This window comes from Bacillus sp. RC240, assembly GCF_044907945.1.
In the GTDB taxonomy this organism is placed as follows: Bacteria; Bacillota; Bacilli; order Bacillales; family Bacillaceae_G; genus Bacillus_A; species Bacillus_A mycoides.
The window spans coordinates 311,074-333,356 of record NZ_JBIYCT010000005.1; the positions used below are offsets into that span (position 1 = coordinate 311,074).

Here is a 22,283-nt window from a genome sequence, read left to right on the forward strand (position 1 = left end):
TTGCACGTAAAATGAGTAAGTTCCGTGTTAAATTGTGGGAATTTACATTTTGTATATATTGCATCATTTAACTTTACAAAATCTTAAAAAATAATAAAAAAACGATTCATATAATAAAGAAGTGAAAGAGTTTTCTCATTCTTAGTGTGAGAGGGGGAAGCACAGGGGGAGTTCTATGTATTCGTATATTTTCTTATGTATATTCCTGTGCGAAAAGAAAATGAAAATTACGATAATAGGTACCGGATATGTTGGATTGATTACAGGAGTAGGATTGGCGAGATTGGGACATTCAGTCACATGTTTCGATATAAATAGTGGGAAAATTGAACGGATTAAACAAGGCGAGTTACCTATTTATGAATGTGGATTAAATGAATTAATAAATGAAGCATACGAGAATAATCATTTAACTTTTACAGCAAGTAAATCAGCGGCATTTAATGATGTAGAGTTTATATTTATTGCAGTTGGAACGCCATCTTTATTAGATGGAACAGCAGATTTAACGTATATTCGTAGTGCTTGTGATGATATTGGAACATATGTGAATAACGATATTATTGTTGTTACGAAAAGTACGGTTCCTGTAGGGACAAATGATGTAATGAGAGAATGGATTGAGGGGAAACTACAAGGTAGACATGAATTATATATTGTATCGAATCCAGAGTTTTTAAGAGAAGGTTCTGGTATTTATGATTTTTTTCATGGTGATCGTATCGTAATTGGATCATGTAGTGAAGAAGCGGCAAGGAAAGTAGAGAATTTGTACAGCAAATTAAGCTTACAAACGTATATTACAGATATTCGAAGTGCTGAGATGATTAAATATGCATCTAATGCTTTTTTAGCTACGAAGATTAGTTTTATTAATGAAATTGCTAATATATGTGAGCAAGTGGGTGCAGATATAGTAGATGTAGCTACAGGGATGGGGATGGATAAGAGAATTGGTGCATCTTTTTTAAATGCAGGCATCGGATATGGAGGATCTTGTTTTCCAAAAGATACGAAAGCACTTGTGCAAATTGCAGGGAATGTTTCTCATGATTTTCGCTTGTTGAAAGCAGTCATTGAAGTGAATAATAAACAACAGTTGTTGTTAGTTGAAAAAGCGAAGAAAATTATAGATATGAAGAAGAAGCGAATTGCGGTTCTTGGTGCAGCATTCAAACCGAATACTGACGATATTAGGGAAGCGTCATCTCTTATTATAATAGAGGGATTAATTAATATAGGTGCGGATGTGGTTTTATATGACCCGCAAGCTATTCAAAATGTAAGAAGTTTATTTGGAAATACGATACGATACACTGAGTGTATAGATGAATCGATTAGAGAGGCGCATGCAGTTTTTATCGTAACAGAATGGGAATCAATTCGAAATTATCCGCTAGAAAAGTATGCACAGCTTATGAGGGAACCTATTCTATTTGATGGGAGAAATTGTTATACTAATGAGGATGCCGAGAAGCATGGATTAGATTATTACTCAGTTGGGCGAAAAGACGTCTGTAATAGTAATGTTTCTCAGGCGCGTTAAAAAATGTATTTTCACATGCATATTTTTATATGCGATAATAGAAGTTTTAACTAGTGAAAGAAAAGAGGCAATGAAATGACTGAACGTTTAAAAGTAATGACAATTTTCGGGACACGACCAGAAGCAATTAAAATGGCACCTCTTGTATTAGAGTTGCAAAAGCACCCAGAAAAGATTGAATCAATTGTGACTGTAACAGCACAACACCGTCAAATGTTAGATCAAGTATTAAATATCTTTGGAATTACGCCAGATTTCGATTTGAATATCATGAAAGATCGTCAAACGTTAATCGATATTACAACACGTGGTTTAGAAGGTTTAGATAAAGTAATGAAAGAAGCGAAGCCTGATATCGTACTTGTGCATGGTGATACAACGACGACATTTATTGCAAGCTTAGCTGCTTTTTATAATCAAATTCCAGTAGGACATGTTGAAGCAGGACTTCGTACATGGGATAAGTATTCTCCATATCCAGAAGAGATGAATCGCCAACTAACAGGTGTAATGGCGGATCTTCATTTCTCACCTACAACAAAATCAGCAACGAACTTACAAAAAGAAAATAAAGATGAGTCACGCATTTTCGTAACAGGAAATACAGCGATCGATGCACTGAAGACAACTGTAAAAGAAACTTATAGCCATTCGGTGTTAGAGAAACTTGGAAATGATCGTCTTGTACTTATGACAGCACACCGTCGTGAAAATTTAGGAGAACCAATGCGCAATATGTTCCGTGCAATTAAGCGTCTTGTTGATAAGCACGAAGATGTACAAGTTGTATACCCTGTTCATATGAATCCTGTTGTTCGCGAAATAGCGAATGATATTTTAGGCGAGCATAGCCGTATTCATTTAATTGAGCCGTTAGATGTAATTGATTTCCATAACGTTGCAGCTCGTTCATACTTAATGTTAACTGATTCTGGTGGTGTACAAGAGGAAGCACCATCACTAGGTGTGCCAGTCCTTGTCCTTCGTGATACGACGGAACGCCCAGAAGGTATCGAAGCAGGTACGCTGAAATTAGCAGGAACAGATGAAGAGACAATCTTTGGTCTTGCTGATGAGTTGTTATCTGATAAAGAAGCTCATGATAAGATGACGAAAGCATCTAACCCTTACGGCGATGGTCGTGCATCTGAGCGTATTGTAGAAGCGATTTTACAACACTTTAAGAAGTAACAACAATTGCGTGAAATAAAAAGAGCCAAATCGTATACGATTTGGCTCTTTTTTATTCATGATTCCTCATAATCCACTCTGCATGAGCATTTGTAGAAGGGGGAGGAGGCGGTGGTGTTTTGTTCTCGCTCGGTTCCTTCTTTGCTTTTGCGCTGGAGTTAGAATTTGAATCGGAATTTGTATTCTCATTTTTCGTAGTCTCTGTTGGAACTTTTGCTTTTTCTCCTATTTCCTTTTCAATTTCGTTACGTACAGTCTCTACACTGATTGGATCTGGAAGGAAGTAATAAATACCGCCAATTTTTCTGTCTTCTCCTTCAAGTTTTAACGTTTGTATTGTAGAAGGGTCGAATCCAGAGATTTTATTGTAAAGAGCAAGTCCGTCTGAAATAGGAATATCGGTTTTTATATATTTTCCAACTACCTTTGTTAAATCTTTAATTTTAAATACGGTAGAAGCAGAGTTTAGCTTTTGGGCAACAGCAGCCAGTACTTGCCTTTGTCTAGCAGCTCGACCATAATCACCGTTAGGATCTTGCTTTCGCATACGGACGTATGCGAGTGCTTCTTCACCATTTAAGTTCTGTTGACCTTGTTTAAATTGGATTTTTTTATAGTAATCCACGTCAGAGCGTTCCCAGAAATCGAAGGGGACATCAACGGTAATACCGTCAACAGCATCAACGATACCTTTAAATCCTTGGAAATCAATTTTAATATAATGATCAACAGGAACTTTTAAAAACTCTTCGACAGTGTCGATTGCCATTTTTTCTCCACCGTAAGCATGGGCAGCGTTAATTTTGTCTTCTTTATTTTTGCCAACAATCTTAACACGAGAATCGCGTGGGATACTCATAAGTGAAACCTTTTTTGAGTTGGGATTAACTGTCGCGAACATGAGTGAATCTGTTCGGCCGTTTTGACCATCTGTTGCGTAATCCTCAATACCCATAATTAGTATTGTGAAAGGTTTTTTTGTGATTTCCACATCTTCTGCTCGTAATTTAGATTTTTCACGGCTAAATCCACTGTACATCCCCATGAGAGAAGTGTAGGAATTTAACATATAAAGTCCTACGCTACCAAATAAAAATGCGAAAATAAGAAAGAAGAAAAACTTTCTTCTACGTTTCTTTTTTATTCTGCTATTTTGGAGATGATAATAACGTTCTTCCATATATAATCTCCTTAGTTCATTTGTAGGGAATTAATTCACTACATTAATCTTTAAAGGTGAGACGTTAGCTATTCTTAGATAACACCTTGTTCTAAGTACAACATATCTCCTTCTTTAATTGTACACTTCCCGTTTGTTAATTCAATCATCCAATCTGTAAATGTTTGTTTTCGATTTTCTTCTACATACGTATCGAATGTGACGTTTTCTAGATAATGTATATCTTTAATGTTATATTCTGAATTACGTAATTCATTTTCAACTTTGCCAAGCAATGTGTAATCAATTTCTGTTTCCATAACGCGCATTAGTTTTCGCTCAACAACGCCTACGTGATTAAGTCCTTCACTTGTACATTTTCCATATGCGCGAATTAATCCACCAGCACCAAGTTTAATGCCACCAAAATAGCGCGTGACGACAACGACAGTATCCTTTAGACCTCGCTTTTTTAATACTTCTAACATAGGTACACCAGCTGTGCCGCTCGGTTCGCCGTCATCGTTTGCCTTTTGAATTTGATCTTGTTCACCGATTAAATATGCGGAACAATTATGTGTTGCATTCCAATGCTGTTTTTTTATTTTTTGTATAAATGCTTGAGCTTCCTCTTCCGTTGTGGCGCGATTCACATAGCAAATGAATCTTGATTTTTGAATCACAATTTCGTGCTCTCCATAGCCTTTTATTGTTAAATATTGTAATAACAATGGTATACGCCCCTATCTTTCAAAATAACTAGTACTTTACATTTTAAAAGCGAGCGTTTTTATATTCAAACATTTTTTACAAATATGTTGAAATTTTTGGTGAGTATTTTATCTTTTTGTTGTAATTTGTCGAGCGAGTGGTTGTAGTTTCTAGCCGGCATTTTTATGTATGGATGCACCTTTTCTAGTTTTCGTGTAAAATTAGGGGATAAAAATTTTTTATAAGGCAGGTACGAAAATGAAAACAGCTATTGTTACCGATAGTACAGCATATATACCGAAGCATATTCGTGACGAACTCAATATATATATGATTCCATTAAACGTTGTGTTTGGAACGGAATCTTATCAAGAAGAGGCTGAAGTTTCAGCAAATGATTTTTATATAAAGGTACGTGAACAAGAAGAACTTCCGAAAACTTCGCAACCAGCAATTGGAAAGTTTTTAGAGTTATATGAAGAGTTATCTAAAGAATATGATGCAGTTATTAGCATTCACCTTTCCAGTGGAATTAGTGGTACATATCAAACAGCAACGGCAGCTGGACAGATGGTAGATGGTATTGATGTATATACGTACGACTCTGAAATTAGTTGTGAAGTACAAGGGTTTTACGTGCGTGAAGGGGCGAAATTAGTAAGTGAAGGGAAAGCCCCAGAAGAGATTATCGCTCGCTTTGATGAAATGAAGCAAACGATGGATGCTTATTTTGTAGTGGATGATTTACATCATTTACAACGTGGTGGAAGATTAAATAGTGCACAAGCTTTTATTGGTAGTTTGTTACAAGTAAAACCAGTATTATACTTTAGAGATAAAGTAATTATTCCATTCGAAAAAATTCGTACGCGTAAAAAAGCGTTAAAGCGTATCGTTGAAATCTTTGATGAGCAGGCAAATAAAGGTGTGCCTATGGAAGCTGTTATTATTCATGCGAATCGTGAAGAGGAAGCTAATGAATGGAAACAAGAATTAGAAGAGATATACCCTCATGTTACAATTCGTACGAGTTATTTCGGAGCTGTAATTGGGACGCATTTAGGTGAAGGTGCGCTTGGTTTAGGTTGGTATACGAAGTGATAAAGATATAAAAGCTCTCTTACTTGAAGAGGGTTTTTTTACGGGTATTTTACGGGGATTTGACAAGTTAATATTTGGAAATGGTAAAATGTATGTAAAATTAAATAATGAGGAAAGTTTTATTACTTACTTTTTACAAGAAACTATATTATAATAGAAGAGAGGTGAAACATATGGAGCATAATTCTTGTTTATGTCCAAAGTTTGAGTCAGCTTTTACAATGCTTAGTAAGAAATGGACTGGCTTAATTATTAAATCTTTACTTGAAGAGCCGAAACGTTTCAGAGAAATCGCAGATATTATACCGAATATGAGCGATCGTATGTTGTCAGAACGTTTAAAGGAATTAGAAGGCGAAGGTATTGTAGTTCGTAATGTTTACCCAGAAGTACCAGTTAGAATCGAGTACGGTGTAACTGATAAAGGGAAAGCGTTGGAAAGTGTTATGGATGAGGTCCAAAATTGGGCTGAGAAATGGATGAAGTAACGTTTCTATTTCATTCATATTGGAGTATTTTCAAAACGTAAGGGGTTCCCTTACGTTTTTTTCAATCCTATAAAAAACGGTGTAAGGCTCTTAAAATTCTACATATATATACAAATTTAGATATACTTTGCTATAGAGATAAATGTAATATTACATTTATTTTACAAAACCGTAACATTAGCAAAAAAACTCCCGAATTATGGTATAAATTTTAATAGGTTATATACGGAAAATGAAAAAAGAAAGCGGTGTAAAAAATAAAATGAAAAAGCTAAAAATGGCATCTTGCGCATTAGTTGCAGGGTTAATGTTTTCAGGGCTAACACCAAATGTATTTGCAGAAGATAAAATTTCTGACGTGAAATCACAAATTAACACACAAAATGATACTTTACATAAACAACAACAAGAACGTGATGAATTACAAAAACAAATGAATGACTTAAACAAAACAATCCAAGGTTTGGATAAGTCTGTTCAAGAGAACGCTTCAAAACTTGATGAAACAACAAAAAAAGTTTCTGATACTGAGCAATTAATCGAAAATAAAAATAAAGATATTGCAGAACTACAAACAAAGATTGCAAAACGTGAAGAGTTATTAAGAAAACGTTTAGTTGCACTACAAGAACAGCCAAATACGAACATTGTAACAGAAGTTCTTGTAAACTCTAAAAACGTTGCAGATTTAGTGGATCGTTTAGCTTCTGTGTCTAAAATTATGGAATCTGACGAAGATATCATGAAAACACAACAAGAAGATCAAACGAACGTGAAAAAAGATGTTGAGACAGTAAAAGAAAAACAAAAAGAATTAAAAGAAGCACAAGCTCAAATTGAAACTGCTAAGAAAGAACTTGACGTTGAAAAAGAGAAAAAAGCAACAGCAGTAAACGATTTAAGCGGTAAAATGGATACAGTTGTAACCACAATGACAAGTACGGAAGGTCAATTGAAAGAGCTTGAACAACAGGCATTAAAATTACAACAAATCGCTGAAAAAGAAGCGCAAGAAAAAGCTGCACAAGAAGCTGCTGCTCAAAAACAAGCAGAACAAGCTGCTAAAGAAGCACAAGCTCAACAAGCTGCACCAGCGCAAGCGCCTGCAGAACAAGCTGCTCCAGCAAACAATGCTGGACAAGCTCAAAAAGAAGAACCTAAAAAAGAAGAAGCGAAAAAGCCAGCTCCAACTCCAGTTCCAGTTCAAGATACTCAAGATGGTGGCAGACAGGATGTTGTTGAAAAAGCTAGAGGTTTAGTGGGCCTAAAATATGTATGGGGTAGTGCGTCAATTTCAAATGGTGGTTTTGACTGCAGTGGACTAATCTCTTATGTTTACGGTTTAGGTCGTCAAGATACAAGAAGCTTATGGAGCTCTGTACAAAAAATTAGTGCATCTGAAGCGAAGCCAGGAGATCTTATCTTCTTACAAGGTACTTACAGAGAAGGCGTATCTCACGTTGGAATTTACATCGGTGGCGGTCAAATAATTCATGCTGCTGATGAGTCAACAGGTGTTACTTACGGTAGTGTAAATAGCTCTTACAACCAAAAACATTTCTTAGGTTACGGTAGATTATAGGATTTATAATTGAATAAAAAACGTGTATAAAGTCGATAGCTTACTATTTTATAAGTAGGTTATCGGCTTTTTTGAGTTTTTACGAGATAAAGAGAAGGATTTATAGTAGTGCTGGAGGTGGCTATTGATGATGTTAGCTGGTAGACAGTTACTGTTAGAAGAACTCTCTTCAGATTTGCAGAATAAATTGGATCATCTGAAAAGGAATCGAGACGTCGTTTGTGTGCAAGGGGTAATTAAGAAGTCTTCAAAATATATGTGTCAGCGCTGCGGAAATATAGAGCAGCGACTATTTGCATCATTGCTATGTAAAAGGTGCAATAAAGTATGTACGTATTGCCGGAAATGTATAACGATGGGCAGGGTAAGTGAATGTACTGTACTTGTTCGCGGGATTGCTGAAATAAGCGGAGAAAGTTATTTGAATCCGTTACAGTGGGAAAGCATTTTGTCTGACGGTCAGGAGTTAGCTGCGCAAAGTGTCGTTGACGCTGTTAAGCAGAAAGAATCATTTTTTATTTGGGCGGTGTGCGGGGCTGGAAAAACAGAAATGTTGTTTCGTGGAATTGCAGAGGCACTACAAAAGGGAGAAAGGGTTTGTATTGCAACGCCGAGAACGGACGTTGTACTTGAATTAGCACCAAGATTACAAGAAGTGTTTCCAAATATAAATGTAGCTGCTCTATATGGAGGGAGTTTAGACCGAGAAAAAGATGCGGCGTTAATCGTTGCAACTACACATCAATTGTTACGTTATTATAGGGCGTTCCATGTCATGATTGTAGATGAGATAGATGCTTTTCCGTATCATGCAGATAAGATGTTGCAGTATGCAGTAAACGAAGCGATGAAAGAGAAGGCAGCACGTATTTATTTAACTGCAACTCCAGATGAAAAGTGGAAGCGTAAGTTGCGAAGTGGTAAGCAAAAAGGGGTTATTATTTCAGGGCGATACCATCGTCATCCATTGCCAGTTCCGATATTTCGGTGGTGCGGAAATTGGAAAAAGGGTGTTATACGTAAAAAAATTCCTCGTGCTTTATTACAATGGTTAAATCTGTACTTATCGAAACGATACCCCATTTTTCTATTTGTTCCTCATGTGCGATATGTAGAAGAAATTAGCCAGTTATTAAAATCATTAAACAATCAAATTGACGGTGTGCATGCAGAAGATTCGGCGAGAAAAGAGAAGGTAGCAGCTTTTAGAAAAGGAGAAATCCCTTTATTAGTTACAACGACGATTTTGGAACGAGGAGTAACTGTGAAAAATTTACAAGTTGCAGTTTTAGGAGCTGAGGAAGAAATATTTTCAGAAAGTGCTCTCGTTCAAATTGCAGGGCGTGCTGGCAGAAGCTCTGATGAACCGCATGGAGATGTTATCTATTTTCATTATGGAAAGACAGAGGCGATGGTGCGTGCGAAAAAACATATTCAAAGTATGAATAAGAATGCTAAAGAACAAGGATTGATAGATTGATGCATTGTCTACTTTGTGATGAGTATATTTCATATGCGATTAGTTGGTACACTTTTTTTGTTAAGCTTCATAAAAAGTATATATGTGATAGATGTGAACAAAAACTTTCCTATATTATAGGAGATATTTGCAAGGAGTGTGGTCGGCCTTTAGAACTTGTACCAGCTGAATATAAAAACGGGGATATTTGTATGGACTGCATAAGGTGGACGAACGAGCAGGGGTTTCCGCCTCTCATAAATCGTTCGTTGTATGTGTATGATGAAGCGATGAAAGAAATATTAGCACAGTTTAAATTTCGAGGAGATGCTGAATTAGTGCGTATTTTTCATCAGCCTTTTCGAAGTCTTTTTCAAAAATATTTTGCGAATGTTTCAGTTGCCATTCCTGTTCCTCTTAGTGAAGCGCGAGAATACGAGCGTGGTTTTAATCAAGCGGAGTTACTAGCTTCTTGTTTGCCTATCAAAATGTTTTGTACATCATTAAGAAGAATTGAAACAGAAAAACAAAGTAAGAAGAAGCGTAAAGAAAGGATATCAGGAGTTAATCCTTTTTATTTTCAGGGAGAAGAGATGTTTCATGAGCAACATGTTTTAATCGTGGATGATGTGTATACGACAGGAATTACTGTTAGGCAAATTGGAAGCCTTTTGTATGATCGAGGAGCGAGAGAGGTTTCTTGTTTGACGCTTTGTAGAGGTTAATATGTGAATGTCGAAAGGGGTAATAAAAAGACGACAGGTCTTCTTTGACTTACAGTCTTGTCATTCGCTATAGTCAGAATATGGGGCGAATGCCCTGATTTTAAGAGTGAAGGGAATGGAATGAACATGCAAGGACGAGTAAAATGGTTCAATGCAGAAAAGGGATTTGGGTTTATTGAGCGTGAGGATGGTGACGATGTGTTTGTTCATTTTTCTGCTATTCAACAAGATGGGTATAAGTCGTTAGAAGAAGGTCAACAAGTGGAGTTTGATATTGTTGATGGAGCACGTGGGCCACAAGCGGATAATGTTGTGAAACTGTAAAAATTAAGTTTTTGGAAAAGATAGAGCTGTATTTTTAGCAGCATTATATAGATGGCGAAAGCTCTTGCTCGTAACAAGGGCTTTTTTGTTGTGGGTAAGTTGTCAAAAAGTTGTTTCTTTTCTGTAACTAATTGTCCACAGTTACATTCGTTATTCATGATGTTAATAGGATAAAATAAAGATAGAAACGATGCATCTTTTCATTTCAACAAAAAACGATAAAAAAATCGCAATTCCACTAATTTTTCAAAAAAATTAGAAGGAGTTTTTAAGCCAATGTCGAAATTATAGTACATAGGCTTGAAAGGAGGAATTCATCTATGAAATTCAACATTCGTGGTGAAAATATTGAAGTAACTCCAGCATTAAAGGAATATGTAGAGAAAAAACTAAGTAAATTAGAGCGTTATTTTGATACATTCCCAGAGATTAAAGTTAATTTAAAAGTATACTCTGACAAGCAACGTATCGAGGTAACAATTCCATTTACAGATTTATTACTTCGTGCAGAAGAAACAAATAGCGATATGTACGCTGCTATCGATTTAGTAGTTGATAAACTTGAGCGACAAATTCGTAAACATAAAACAAAAGTAAACCGTAAATTACGTGAAAAAGGTTCTGTGAAAACTAACTTTATCCTTCCAGAAGCAGTAGCTGTTCTGGATGCGGTAGAAGAGGATGAATTAGAACTTGTACGTACAAAACGATTCGATTTAAAACCGATGGACGTTGAAGAAGCGATCTTACAAATGGATATGCTAGGACATAATTTCTTCGTCTTCACAAATGCTGATACAAATGAAACTAATGTTGTATATGGCCGTAAAGATGGGAAATATGGTTTAATCGAAACAAAATAATCATTCAAAAGCGCAGCCGAAATGGCTGCGCTTTTTTTATATGTTTTTGCCTTCCTATCTTGTAATATTGATATGAATTTAAATGGCTTATTCGTAATGAAATTTAGAAGTCATGTTTTGTAACGGTCAATTGTATTACTATTCCAAAAGGATCTCGCACAATGGCGTAACCAGGGCTGAAGGAGTTTTTTTCAAAAGGTGTTAAAATATAAACCTCATCATGTTGAATTAGATTGTGATAGAGTGCTTCAATGGTTTGGAAATCTTTAGATTGAATGCATAATGATGAGCTATTACTTAATTGCCAAGGGCGTGTGGAATCCACTGCCTGTTCTGCAATCATAATTTTATTAGTGCCAATTTGTAAAACGGAATGGGTAATATAATGTTCTTGGCTTTCTTTATACGTGAAATTCGGATCTATTTCTTTCATTTCTTTATAATTCTTTTTAAATAAAACTTTTGCGTCTAAATACTGTTCGTAAAATGCAATTGCTTTAGCACCTTGCCCATTTAATGATAAAAAAGGGATTACTTCAAAGTTCATTGTATTGCCTCCTTCATATATGTTTACACTTATTACTATACAAATATAAGGTGCCAATATGTGGCACCTATAGGGAGAGTTTATGAAAAAAGTTGAGCGTTTAAATCAGATGCTACGTTTTATTAATCAAAAACAAATATTCACATTGAAAGATTTAATGGATGAATTTCAAATTTCAAAAAGGACAGCTTTACGTGATATTGCATCATTAGAGGAAATGGGTGTACCTCTTTTTGCAGAGTATGGTCGGTATGGAGGGTATCGTTTAATAAAAACGATGACATTACCACCGATTTCATTTACAAATCATGAAGTTTTTGCACTTTATTTTGCAATGCAGGCACTAAGTAGTTTTGTAAGTATTCCTTTTCAAATCTCGTTTCGTTCCATTAATAAGAAATTTTTAGATAGTGTTTCGTCAAAACAGCGTGAGCAAATTGAAAACTTGCAAAAAAGAGTATCCTTTTTTCATTTGGAACAAGCACATGAATGTGGTTATCTAGAAGAGATTTTGTTAGCTGCTGTTCAAAATAGGGCTTTAACTATAAACTATGTAACGCCGAAACAAACGACAATGCGCCGTATTCAGCCGATTTCGATTTATGCAATGAAAGGTTATTGGTATTGTCAGGCTTACGATTTAGATAAAGCGACTTATCGAGTGTTTCGCTGTGATCGTATTAGGTCGTTAGAAATGGTAGATGCTCAGGATAGTCTGGATTTGGAAAATATAAATATACATAACGCACATAGTCTTTGGAAGGCAACTGAACAAGCTATTCAATTTAAATGCTCAATTACTGCGAGGGGGATAGAGATATTCAAGCAACAACAATATCCTTCGATGAAATTATGGGAAGAATGTGAAGATACATATTTAATAGGAACTTATGAGCCTGCTGAAATCAACTTTATCATTTCATATCTAGCTAGTTTTGGTAAAACTATAAAAATAATTGAGCCATCTTCTTTAAAAGAGAACTTGAAAGAATACTACTTAGATTTAATACAAAATTTGTAACGAAGAGATAGTAGTTTGTTGGAAGAAATAAAATAAAATAAAAATTTTTTCTGAATCTATGGCTCGACATTTGGACGATTGTTGTCATAGTTATAAGACAAGTGTTACAATTATCATTAGGTTTATACATTTTAGCTTTTTAAATTAGGAGAAAAATTGGCATAACATAAATTTGATTTTTATAACGACTGATTGTAAAGAGAAAAAGAAAGCAATCGGAAGTTTTATTTTAATAAAAGAGGAGCGTATTTCCTATGATCGGTATTTTAAAAAAGGTATTTGATGTCAACCAACGCCAAATTAAACGTATGCAGAAGACAGTGGAGCAAATTGATGCATTAGAATCATCTATTAAGCCGCTAACTGATGAACAATTAAAAGGAAAGACGATTGAATTTAAAGAACGTCTGACAAAAGGTGAGACAGTAGATGATCTACTTCCTGAAGCTTTTGCGGTTGTTCGTGAAGCAGCGAATCGTGTTCTTGGAATGCGTCCATATGGCGTACAGCTAATGGGTGGTATCGCCTTACATGAAGGAAATATCTCTGAGATGAAAACAGGTGAAGGTAAAACGTTAACATCTACTTTACCTGTATATTTAAACGCATTAACAGGAAAAGGTGTTCACGTTGTTACAGTCAATGAATACTTAGCGCAACGTGATGCGAGCGAAATGGGACAACTTCATGAGTTCCTTGGCTTAACTGTAGGGATTAACTTAAATAGTATGTCACGTGAAGAGAAACAAGCTGCTTATGCTGCTGATATTACGTATAGCACAAATAACGAGCTTGGGTTCGATTACTTACGTGACAACATGGTGTTATATAGAGAGCAGTGCGTTCAGCGTCCACTTAATTTTGCTATCATCGATGAAGTCGATTCTATTTTAGTCGATGAAGCACGTACGCCGCTTATTATTTCGGGACAAGCTCAAAAATCAGCAGAGCTATACATGTTTGCAAATGCATTCGTTCGTACATTAGAAAATGAAAAAGAATATTCATTTGATGTGAAAACGAAAAATGTAATGTTAACAGAAGATGGTATTACGAAAGCTGAGAAAGCTTTCCATATCGATAACTTATTCGATTTAAAACATGTAGCACTTCTTCACCATATTAATCAGGCGCTTCGTGCACATGTTGTTATGCACCTTGATACAGATTATGTTGTACAAGAAGGCGAAATCGTAATCGTAGACCAATTCACTGGTCGTCTTATGAAAGGTCGTCGTTATAGCGAAGGTTTACATCAAGCTATTGAAGCAAAAGAAGGCGTAGAAATTCAAAATGAAAGTATGACGCTTGCAACAATTACGTTCCAAAACTACTTCCGTATGTACGAAAAATTATCTGGTATGACTGGTACAGCGAAAACGGAAGAAGAAGAATTCCGTAGTATTTACAATATGAATGTTATCGTAATTCCAACGAATAAAGATATTATTCGTGATGATCGTGCTGATTTAATCTTCAAATCAATGGAAGGTAAATTCAATGCAGTTGTTGAGGATATTGTAAATCGTCATAAGCAAGGGCAACCTATTCTTGTTGGTACAGTTGCAATTGAAACGTCAGAGCTTATTTCAAAAATGTTAACACGTAAAGGTGTACGTCATAATATCTTAAATGCAAAAAACCATGCGCGTGAAGCAGATATCATTGCAGAAGCTGGTATGAAAGGCGCTGTAACAATTGCGACGAATATGGCTGGTCGTGGTACGGATATTAAGTTAGGCGACGATATTAGAAACGTCGGTCTAGCAGTTATCGGTACAGAGCGTCACGAAAGCCGTCGTATTGATAATCAGTTACGTGGTCGTTCTGGTCGTCAAGGGGACCCTGGTGTAACACAGTTCTACTTATCAATGGAAGATGAACTAATGCGCCGCTTCGGTTCTGACAATATGAAAGCGATGATGGATCGTCTTGGTATGGATGATTCACAGCCAATCGAAAGTAAAATGGTTTCTCGTGCTGTAGAATCTGCACAAAAACGTGTGGAAGGAAATAACTATGATGCACGTAAGCAACTATTGCAATACGACGATGTACTTCGTCAACAACGTGAAGTAATTTATAAACAGCGTCAAGAAGTAATGGATTCAGAGAACTTACGCAGTATTATTGAAGGTATGATGAAATCTACGATAGAACGTGCTGTTGCACTTCATACGCAAGAAGAAATCGAAGAAGATTGGAGCATTAAAGGTCTTGTCGATTACTTAAATACAAACCTTCTTGAAGAAGGAGATGTAAAAGAAGAAGAGTTACGTCGCCTTGCTCCAGAAGAAATGAGCGAATCAATTATCGCGAAATTGTTAGAGCGTTATAATGAAAGAGAGAAGCTTCTACCTGAAGAGCAGACGCGTGAATTCGAAAAGGTTGTTGTATTCCGTGTTGTAGATACGAAATGGACAGATCATATCGATGCAATGGATCATCTTCGTGAAGGTATTCATTTACGTGCTTACGGGCAAATCGATCCACTTCGTGAATACCAAATGGAAGGATTCGCAATGTTCGAGTCGATGATCGCTTCTATTGAAGAGGAAATCTCTCGTTACATTATGAAAGCTGAAATTGAGCAAAACTTAGAGCGTCAAGAAGTTGTTCAAGGTGAAGCTGTTCATCCATCAAGCGATGGCGAAGACGCGAAGAAAAAACCGGTTGTAAAAGGTGACCAAATGGGACGCAACGATTTATGTAAATGTGGTAGTGGCAAGAAATATAAAAACTGTTGTGGCATTGGGCAGTAATAAGAAACTGTAGTTTAGACTGCTTTGCAAATTTTTACATCAAAAATGTATAATGAAAAGGATTAAACTCTCTCCGTAATAAGCGGAGAGAGTTTCCCTTGTTTTCATATGAAAGTAACAGCAATTACATAGAGGTGAAGGAAATGGAATTAGTAGAAATTAGGCAAGAATTAGAAAAAATGGCTAAGAGATTAGCGGCTTTTAGGGGGTCTCTTTGACCTTCCTACTAAGGAAAAACAAATTGCAGAATTAGAAGAAACGATGATGGGCGCAGGATTTTGGGATGACCAACAAGGCGCACAAGCTGTAATTAATGAAGCGAATGCGCTGAAAGATATGGTTGGAAGGTTCCGTCAGTTAGATGAGACGTTCGAAAACTTAGAAATGACGCATGACTTACTTAAAGAAGAGTATGATGAAGATTTACATGAGGAACTAGAATCTGAAGTGAAAACTTTAATTCAAGAAATGAATGAGTACGAGCTGCAGTTACTATTAAGCGATCCTTATGATAAAAATAACGCTATTTTAGAATTACACCCAGGTGCAGGTGGAACAGAGTCACAAGACTGGGGTTCTATGTTATTACGTATGTACACGCGCTGGGCTGAAAAACGTAGGTTTAAAGTAGAAACGGTTGACTACTTACCGGGCGATGAAGCTGGTATTAAGAGTGTTACATTATTAATTAAAGGTCATAACGCTTACGGTTACTTGAAAGCGGAGAAAGGTGTACATCGTCTTGTACGTATTTCACCGTTCGATTCTTCAGGTCGTCGTCATACATCGTTCGTATCTTGTGAAGTTGTACCTGAATTCAATGATGAAGTTGAAATTGAAGTGCGTACAGAAGATTTGAAAATAGATACGTATCGTGCAAGTGGTGCAGGTGGACAGCACGTTAATACGACAGATTCAGCAGTTCGTATAACTCATCTACCAACAAACACGGTTGTAACATGTCAGTCAGAGCGTTCTCAAATTAAAAACCGTGAGCATGCGATGAAAATGCTAAAAGCGAAATTATATCAAAAGAAATTAGAAGAACAACAAGCACAATTAGATGAGATTCGCGGAGAGCAAAAAGAAATTGGATGGGGAAGCCAAATCCGTTCTTACGTATTCCACCCGTATTCTCTTGTGAAAGACCATCGTACAAATACAGAAGTTGGTAACGTACAAGCAGTTATGGATGGAGAAATTAATCCGTTTATTGATGCGTATTTACGTTCTCGTATTTAATAAGAGAAAAAGCCAACAGAATTGTTGGCACATGTTGAGGTCCAAGAGGATATAAAGAGGCTTATCTTATTTATATTGATGAAATAAAGAGGAAGAGAAGTTGGAAACGACAACTTCTCTTTTTGATGAGATTATATGTAGAATACAATGCCGTATATTGTTTTGTAAAAGGTAGAGAATAGTAAAACAAAGTGGTAATAGAGTAGGACTTTATATAGAATTTCTCAGTTTTGATTGGAGAAAAAGGCTCTTTATAGAACTTTCTAAGGTGTTCACAGAATTGAAACAATTTATGAAAGCTTATTTCATTAGGCTTCTCACTATATTTGTAAAAAATATGAAATACACCTTAGTTTTTCTATATAAAGATAATGCTTATAATGAATATTGAATGTGTTATGAAAACTATTGCCTAGTTATGAATGAAAAGAATATCAACAATGGGGAGCGATAGAAGTGAAAAAGAAATTGTTGGCTATTACGCTGGGGACATCAGTCGTTTTTGCTTTAGGAGCATGTGGAAATAAAGAAGAGAGTAAACCATCAAAACAATCTGCAAGCACAGATAGCGCAGAGCAAATTTACCAAAAAAGTTGTATAGGTTGTCACGCTAAAGATTTATCAGGAGCAACTGGACCTGATTTAAGAAAAGTAGGCAGTAAGTATGACGCTGCAGATATCGAAGAAATTATTAAAAAAGGTCGCGGCTCAATGTCACCTGGACTTATTCAAGGTGAAGACGCAAAAAAAGTAGCTGAATGGTTAGCGGAGCATAAATAAGAAACGTAATTAATAAACGAGCTGATTGTATAACTTGACCGAAAAGTGCTTCGGGTTAAGTAATTACATGAGCTCGTTTACCTTTTCTTGGGATGTAACAGAACTGTAACAAAACTGTATCCGAATTGGAAACCGATTGATGTTACAATGGGGTTTGTAGAATTTTGATGAAATATATTACATAGAGTAGCGTTGCTAATAAAGAGCATGTATGGAAGCTACCTTCAACAAGAATGGTCGAGCGAAAATAAAGGTTGTTTTTTTATTTTCAAATGTACAGAAAAGTATTTCGAAAAAAATCATTAAGTATTGGGTGATAAATAATGATAAAAATGACGAATGTTTATAAGGAGTACCCAAATGGTATGAAAGCCATTGCTGGTCTCACAGTTAACATTAAACAAGGTGAATTCGTATACGTAGTTGGACCGAGTGGAGCCGGAAAATCTACATTTATTAAAATGATGTATCGTGAAGAGAAGCCATCTACAGGATCAATTAATGTAAATGGACTTGTAATTGAAACATTAGCAGAAAGAGATGTTCCGTATTTCCGTCGTCAATTAGGCGTAATTTTCCAAGATTTTAAATTGCTACCTAAATTAACGGTATATGAGAATGTTGCGTTTGCTTTAGAAGTAATTGAAGAAGAGAAGGAAGCGATTCGTGAGCGCGTTACAGAAGTGTTAGGTCTTGTTGGTCTTGAAGAGCGTGCCGATGCACTTCCAAATGAGCTTTCGGGCGGAGAGCAACAACGTGTGGCGATTGCAAGAGCGATTGTAAATAAGCCAAAGGTTGTAATTGCCGATGAGCCAACAGGTAACTTAGATATTGAAACAGCTCTTGATATTATGAAGATTTTCAAACGTATTAATGAGCGTGGTACAACGATTGTTATGGCGACACATAACGCAGATATCGTAAATACAATTCGTCATCGTGTAATTGCAATTGAAGGCGGAAGAATTGTTCGAGACGAGATTGAGGGAGGATACGGATATGAAGGCTAAAACCCTTAGTCGACATTTGCGAGAAGGTGTGAAAAATCTATCCCGTAACGGATGGATGACATTTGCTTCTGTAAGTGCAGTAACAGTTACATTATTACTTGTAGGTGTCTTTTTGACAGCGATTATGAATATGAACCATTTTGCGACGAAAGTAGAGCAAGATGTAGAAATTCGTGTGCATGTTGATCCAGCAGCAAAAGAAGCTGATCAAAAGAAATTAGAAGAAGATATGAGTAAAATTGCGAAAGTAGATTCTATTAAATATTCTTCTAAAGAAGAAGAGTTGAAACGTTTAATTAAAAGCTTAGGCGATAGTGGAAAAACGTTCGAGTTATTTGAGCAAGATAACCCACTGAAAAACGTATTTGTTGTAAAGGCGAAAGAACCAACAGATACGGCAACAATTGCGAAAAAGATTGAGAAAATGCAGTTTGTAAGTAATGTTCAATACGGTAAAGGTCAAGTTGAAAAATTATTTGATACTGTAAAAACTGGTCGTAACATCGGGATTGCGTTAATTGCGGGTCTTCTATTCACAGCGATGTTCTTAATCTCTAACACAATTAAAATTACAATTTATGCTCGTAGTACTGAGATTGAAATTATGAAACTTGTTGGTGCAACAAACTGGTTTATTCGTTGGCCGTTCTTGTTAGAGGGATTATTCCTAGGAGTATTAGGATCAATTATTCCAATTGGCCTAATTTTAGTTATGTATAATTCGTTGCAAGGTGTGTTTAATGAAAAACTTGGCGGAACAATTTTCGAGCTTCTACCATACAACCCATTCGTATTCCAATTAGCTGGTTTATTAATGTTAATCGGTGCATTAATCGGTATGTGGGGAAGTGTAATGTCAATTCGTCGCTTCTTAAAAGTATAAAAAGTTGCAAACATAATTCGTACAAGCTTATCATATAGTAGAAATAGGTAAAGGCATCACACATCGTGTGATGCCTTTTGCTACACCACCTGTGTGTTCTGGAAAGGGGAATTCCGCATTGAAACGTAGAGTTGCAATTATTGGAATGGTTGTTGCATTTTTAATTGGTGCTGGCGGGATGTTTGGTGGTATGTACTGGTTTGGGATAAACCCAGCGTATGTAACGCAAACAGTATCGAATGGTAATGCTGGCACAGCGCAAGGGAATTTGGTAAAGATTAATGAGGCGTATGCACTAATTGATTCACGTTATGTGGAAGACGTGAAAGACGACAAATTAGTCGAAGGTGCGATACAGGGAATGTTGTCTACGCTGAAGGACCCTTATTCCACGTATATGGATAAAGAAACGGCAAAACAGTTTAGTCAGTCACTGGATCCTGAACTTGAAGGGATTGGAGCTGAAGTGAACAAGACGGACGGTAAGCTTATTATCGTATCGCCAATTAAAGGTTCACCAGCAGAAAAGATAGGAATTAAACCGAATGACCAAATTTTATCTGTAGATGGAAATAGTGTGAAAGATTTATCACGTGAAGAAGCAGTATTAAAAATTCGTGGTAAAAAAGGAACGACTGTTGCAATTGAAATTAAGCGCGCAGGAGTGGCTGATCCGATAGAATTTAAAATTAAGCGTGAAAAGATTCCGATTTTCACTGTATTTAGTTCCGTAAAGCAAGATAGCGGAAAAGATATCGGTTATATGCAAATTACTTCTTTCGCTGAAAATACTGCGAAAGAATTTAAGGATCAGTTAAAAGAGCTAGAGAAGAAAAACATAAAAGGCTTAGTTATTGACGTGCGTGGTAATCCTGGCGGTTATTTAAATAGTGTAGAAGATATACTAGGAGACATCATGACAGATAAAAAGCCAATGCTACAAGTAGAACAGCGAAATGGTGAGAAGAAGAAATTCTCTACGGAACTGAAAGAGAGAAAGTCATATCCAATTTCAGTATTAATTGATAACGGAAGTGCTTCTGCTTCAGAGATTTTAGCTGGTGCGCTAAAAGAAGGAGAAGGATACGATTTAATTGGTGAAAAAACGTTTGGTAAAGGTACTGTTCAGCAGGCTGTTCCATTTAAAGATGGCAGCAACATTAAATTAACAATGTTTAAATGGTTAACACCAGATGGCAATTGGATTCATAAAAAAGGAATCGCGCCAACTGTAGAAGTGAAGCAACCAGATTATTATCATGCGACACCAATTCAAATTGAAAAGACACTTTCATACAATTCAAATGATGTACAAGTAAAACACGCACAAGAAATGCTTAAGAGCTTAGGATATGTACCAGGACGTGAAGATGGATACTTTAGCAAAGAGACAGAATCAGCACTAAAAGCATTCCAAAATGCGAATGAGATGGAAGCAACAGGACAACTCGATAAAAAGACAGCTGAAGCGATTCAAACTAAAATCATTGAAAAAATCCGTTCTGGAGAAAACGATTTACAATTACAGACGGCATTGAAATTAATAGCGAAATAAGAAAGAATACAGGCACTTCGATGCCTGTATTTTTTTATGTGTTAAATATGATAAAATAAAAAGAAAGAATGATATAAATGGTGGTGAATGAATTCGTGGAGGCATGGATTTTTGAAATACTACGAGGAGTTGGACGTTTTTTCTTACACCCTGCTGTCTATGTATTTTTAATTAGTAGTATCTTCGTTGGATACTTACGTATATTACGAGAACGAAAAGATTTTTCTTTTAAAGTATATGATATTTGGTTTGAACTACGAACAACTCTATTTGCAGGTATTGGGTACGGATTAATCGTATCTATTATTACGATTGGACTCGGGCTTGTTGTTTCAAAAGCGAGTTTATGGGCAATTTTACTTTGGACGTTATTATTCGGATTAACTGCTATGTATCGATATTTATCTGTAGCTTATACTTTCGGAATCGCGATTGCACTCGTGTTGTTATCGTCTAAGATGCCAGTTTCCTTCTTACAGCTTGGAGAAGGTGAAGAGGGTACGATTGTATCCCTTGCTATTTTACTAGGCGTTATGCTCGTTGTAGAGGGTTTATTAATCTCTAAAAATGCAGTTCGTTATTCTACGCCAAAAATTAACAAAGGTAAGCGTGGGCTACGAATTGGACTACATGAATCCAATCGTTTATGGCTTGTACCAGTATTTATTCTTATACCAGGAGACGCGGTGACAGGATTTATTTCTTGGTGGCCTGTCGTTTCAATAGGTTCGACTACATACTCTTTATTCCTCGTTCCATTTTTAATTGGATTTATGAGAAAGGTTAGAAGTTATGAGCCGACGGAAGCTTTATTATTTACAGGAAGACGTGTCTATGGTTTAGCGGGGCTCGTACTCGTTTTAGGTATCGCAAGTTACTGGTGGCACGTATTCGCAATTATCGCGATGGGAGTCGCAATGCTTGGACGCTTTACAATCTCGATGCAAGAGAAAATTGCAGACGAGAAAAGACCAGCATACTTTGCCGCACGTAATGATGGACTTGTTGTGTTAGATACAATTCCTAATACAATTGGGGCAGAGATGAATTTAAAACCTGGAGAAGTTATTACGAAAGTAAATGGAATCATTCCAAGAAGTACCGAAGAGTTTTATGACGCGCTTCAAACGAAGACGACAGGAGCGTTTTGTAAATTAGAAGTAGTAGATACAAATGGTGAGCTTCGTCTTGCTCAAACGGCATTATACGCCGGGGGACATCATGAATTAGGTGTTGTATTTGTTCAGCAAGAGCACGAGTGGGATTCGGAAGCTATATAAAATAAAATGGAAACCTTCATCAAATATAGATGAAGGTTTTTTTAGTTTCATAGA

At 36.3% G+C, this 22,283-nt stretch carries 19 protein-coding genes and 1 pseudogene; 17 read left to right on the forward strand and 3 right to left on the reverse strand.

The window, feature by feature from the left end:
- The first annotated feature begins 175 nt into the window (after window positions 1-175).
- Window positions 176-1,546 carry a UDP-glucose dehydrogenase family protein gene (locus ABH955_RS18905; protein ID WP_404491488.1) on the forward strand — a complete coding sequence of 457 codons (1,371 nt, stop codon included), beginning with the start codon at window positions 176-178 and terminating at the stop codon, window positions 1,544-1,546.
- A 75-nt stretch (window positions 1,547-1,621) separates the two neighbouring features.
- On the forward strand, window positions 1,622-2,737 hold the full coding sequence (gene wecB, locus ABH955_RS18910) for a non-hydrolyzing UDP-N-acetylglucosamine 2-epimerase (protein WP_002034751.1): 1,116 nt from the start codon (window positions 1,622-1,624) through the stop codon (window positions 2,735-2,737).
- Window positions 2,738-2,789: 52 nt separating this feature from the next.
- Here wecB and ABH955_RS18915 read toward each other — a convergent pair whose 3' ends face one another.
- Complete coding sequence (locus ABH955_RS18915; RefSeq protein WP_002016146.1) at window positions 2,790-3,917, reverse strand: LCP family protein; 1,128 nt, start codon at window positions 3,915-3,917, stop codon at window positions 2,790-2,792.
- A gap of 74 nt (window positions 3,918-3,991) precedes the next feature.
- Window positions 3,992-4,627 carry a YigZ family protein gene (locus ABH955_RS18920; RefSeq protein WP_002034752.1) on the reverse strand — a complete coding sequence of 212 codons (636 nt, stop codon included), beginning with the start codon at window positions 4,625-4,627 and terminating at the stop codon, window positions 3,992-3,994.
- Window positions 4,628-4,865: 238 nt separating this feature from the next.
- On the opposite strand from ABH955_RS18920, the gene ABH955_RS18925 reads away from it, so the two are divergent.
- The 7 genes and pseudogenes from ABH955_RS18925 to hpf all read left to right on the forward strand — a co-directional run bounded on the left by ABH955_RS18925 (window position 4,866) and on the right by hpf (window position 11,149).
- Window positions 4,866-5,708: a DegV family protein gene (locus ABH955_RS18925; RefSeq protein WP_002016143.1), complete on the forward strand. Its 843-nt coding sequence runs from the start codon at window positions 4,866-4,868 to the stop codon at window positions 5,706-5,708.
- Window positions 5,709-5,881: 173 nt separating this feature from the next.
- The gene (locus ABH955_RS18930; RefSeq protein WP_002089608.1) at window positions 5,882-6,196 is read left to right on the forward strand and encodes a winged helix-turn-helix transcriptional regulator; all 315 of its coding nucleotides are present in this window, start codon (window positions 5,882-5,884) and stop codon (window positions 6,194-6,196) included.
- A 138-nt stretch (window positions 6,197-6,334) separates the two neighbouring features.
- A pseudogene (locus ABH955_RS18935) lies at window positions 6,335-7,778 on the forward strand (C40 family peptidase).
- Between the two features lie 130 nt (window positions 7,779-7,908).
- Window positions 7,909-9,258 carry an ATP-dependent helicase ComFA gene (gene comFA / locus ABH955_RS18940; protein ID WP_404491492.1) on the forward strand — a complete coding sequence of 450 codons (1,350 nt, stop codon included), beginning with the start codon at window positions 7,909-7,911 and terminating at the stop codon, window positions 9,256-9,258.
- The gene (locus ABH955_RS18945) at window positions 9,258-9,962 is read left to right on the forward strand and encodes a ComFC family protein (RefSeq protein ID WP_404454619.1); all 705 of its coding nucleotides are present in this window, start codon (window positions 9,258-9,260) and stop codon (window positions 9,960-9,962) included. The genes comFA and ABH955_RS18945 overlap by 1 nt, the downstream gene beginning before the upstream one ends.
- Before the next feature lie 126 nt (window positions 9,963-10,088).
- Window positions 10,089-10,286: a cold shock protein CspC gene (gene cspC / locus ABH955_RS18950; RefSeq protein WP_002034757.1), complete on the forward strand. Its 198-nt coding sequence runs from the start codon at window positions 10,089-10,091 to the stop codon at window positions 10,284-10,286.
- A gap of 320 nt (window positions 10,287-10,606) precedes the next feature.
- On the forward strand, window positions 10,607-11,149 hold the full coding sequence (gene hpf, locus ABH955_RS18955; protein WP_000671183.1) for a ribosome hibernation-promoting factor, HPF/YfiA family: 543 nt from the start codon (window positions 10,607-10,609) through the stop codon (window positions 11,147-11,149).
- Window positions 11,150-11,252: 103 nt separating this feature from the next.
- On the opposite strand, the gene ABH955_RS18960 is transcribed toward hpf, so the two are convergent.
- The gene (locus ABH955_RS18960) at window positions 11,253-11,696 is read right to left on the reverse strand and encodes a VOC family protein (protein ID WP_002139133.1); all 444 of its coding nucleotides are present in this window, start codon (window positions 11,694-11,696) and stop codon (window positions 11,253-11,255) included.
- A gap of 82 nt (window positions 11,697-11,778) precedes the next feature.
- Between ABH955_RS18960 and ABH955_RS18965 the strand changes: the two genes are divergently transcribed.
- From ABH955_RS18965 to ABH955_RS19000, 8 genes are all read left to right on the forward strand, one after another.
- On the forward strand, window positions 11,779-12,717 hold the full coding sequence (locus tag ABH955_RS18965) for a helix-turn-helix transcriptional regulator (protein ID WP_085312788.1): 939 nt from the start codon (window positions 11,779-11,781) through the stop codon (window positions 12,715-12,717).
- A 254-nt stretch (window positions 12,718-12,971) separates the two neighbouring features.
- The gene (gene secA / locus ABH955_RS18970) at window positions 12,972-15,479 is read left to right on the forward strand and encodes a preprotein translocase subunit SecA (RefSeq protein ID WP_002034761.1); all 2,508 of its coding nucleotides are present in this window, start codon (window positions 12,972-12,974) and stop codon (window positions 15,477-15,479) included.
- A gap of 143 nt (window positions 15,480-15,622) precedes the next feature.
- Window positions 15,623-16,721 (forward strand): peptide chain release factor 2 gene (gene prfB / locus ABH955_RS18975; RefSeq protein ID WP_100248371.1). Its coding sequence is split into 2 segments (ribosomal slippage): window positions 15,623-15,694 and window positions 15,696-16,721, totalling 1,098 coding nucleotides; the frame shifts between segments, so codons are not numbered across the junction.
- A gap of 456 nt (window positions 16,722-17,177) precedes the next feature.
- A complete protein-coding gene (gene cccB, locus ABH955_RS18980) occupies window positions 17,178-17,501 on the forward strand; it encodes a cytochrome c551 (RefSeq protein WP_002089600.1) in 324 nt (107 codons plus the stop codon).
- A gap of 323 nt (window positions 17,502-17,824) precedes the next feature.
- Window positions 17,825-18,511 carry a cell division ATP-binding protein FtsE gene (gene ftsE / locus ABH955_RS18985; protein ID WP_002016128.1) on the forward strand — a complete coding sequence of 229 codons (687 nt, stop codon included), beginning with the start codon at window positions 17,825-17,827 and terminating at the stop codon, window positions 18,509-18,511.
- Complete coding sequence (ftsX, locus tag ABH955_RS18990; protein WP_002089596.1) at window positions 18,501-19,394, forward strand: permease-like cell division protein FtsX; 894 nt, start codon at window positions 18,501-18,503, stop codon at window positions 19,392-19,394. The genes ftsE and ftsX overlap by 11 nt, the downstream gene beginning before the upstream one ends.
- 118 nt (window positions 19,395-19,512) lie before the next feature.
- A complete protein-coding gene (locus tag ABH955_RS18995) occupies window positions 19,513-20,949 on the forward strand; it encodes a S41 family peptidase (RefSeq protein ID WP_012261984.1) in 1,437 nt (478 codons plus the stop codon).
- A 95-nt stretch (window positions 20,950-21,044) separates the two neighbouring features.
- Window positions 21,045-22,229: a PDZ domain-containing protein gene (locus tag ABH955_RS19000; RefSeq protein WP_404454614.1), complete on the forward strand. Its 1,185-nt coding sequence runs from the start codon at window positions 21,045-21,047 to the stop codon at window positions 22,227-22,229.
- Window positions 22,230-22,283: the final 54 nt, after the last annotated feature.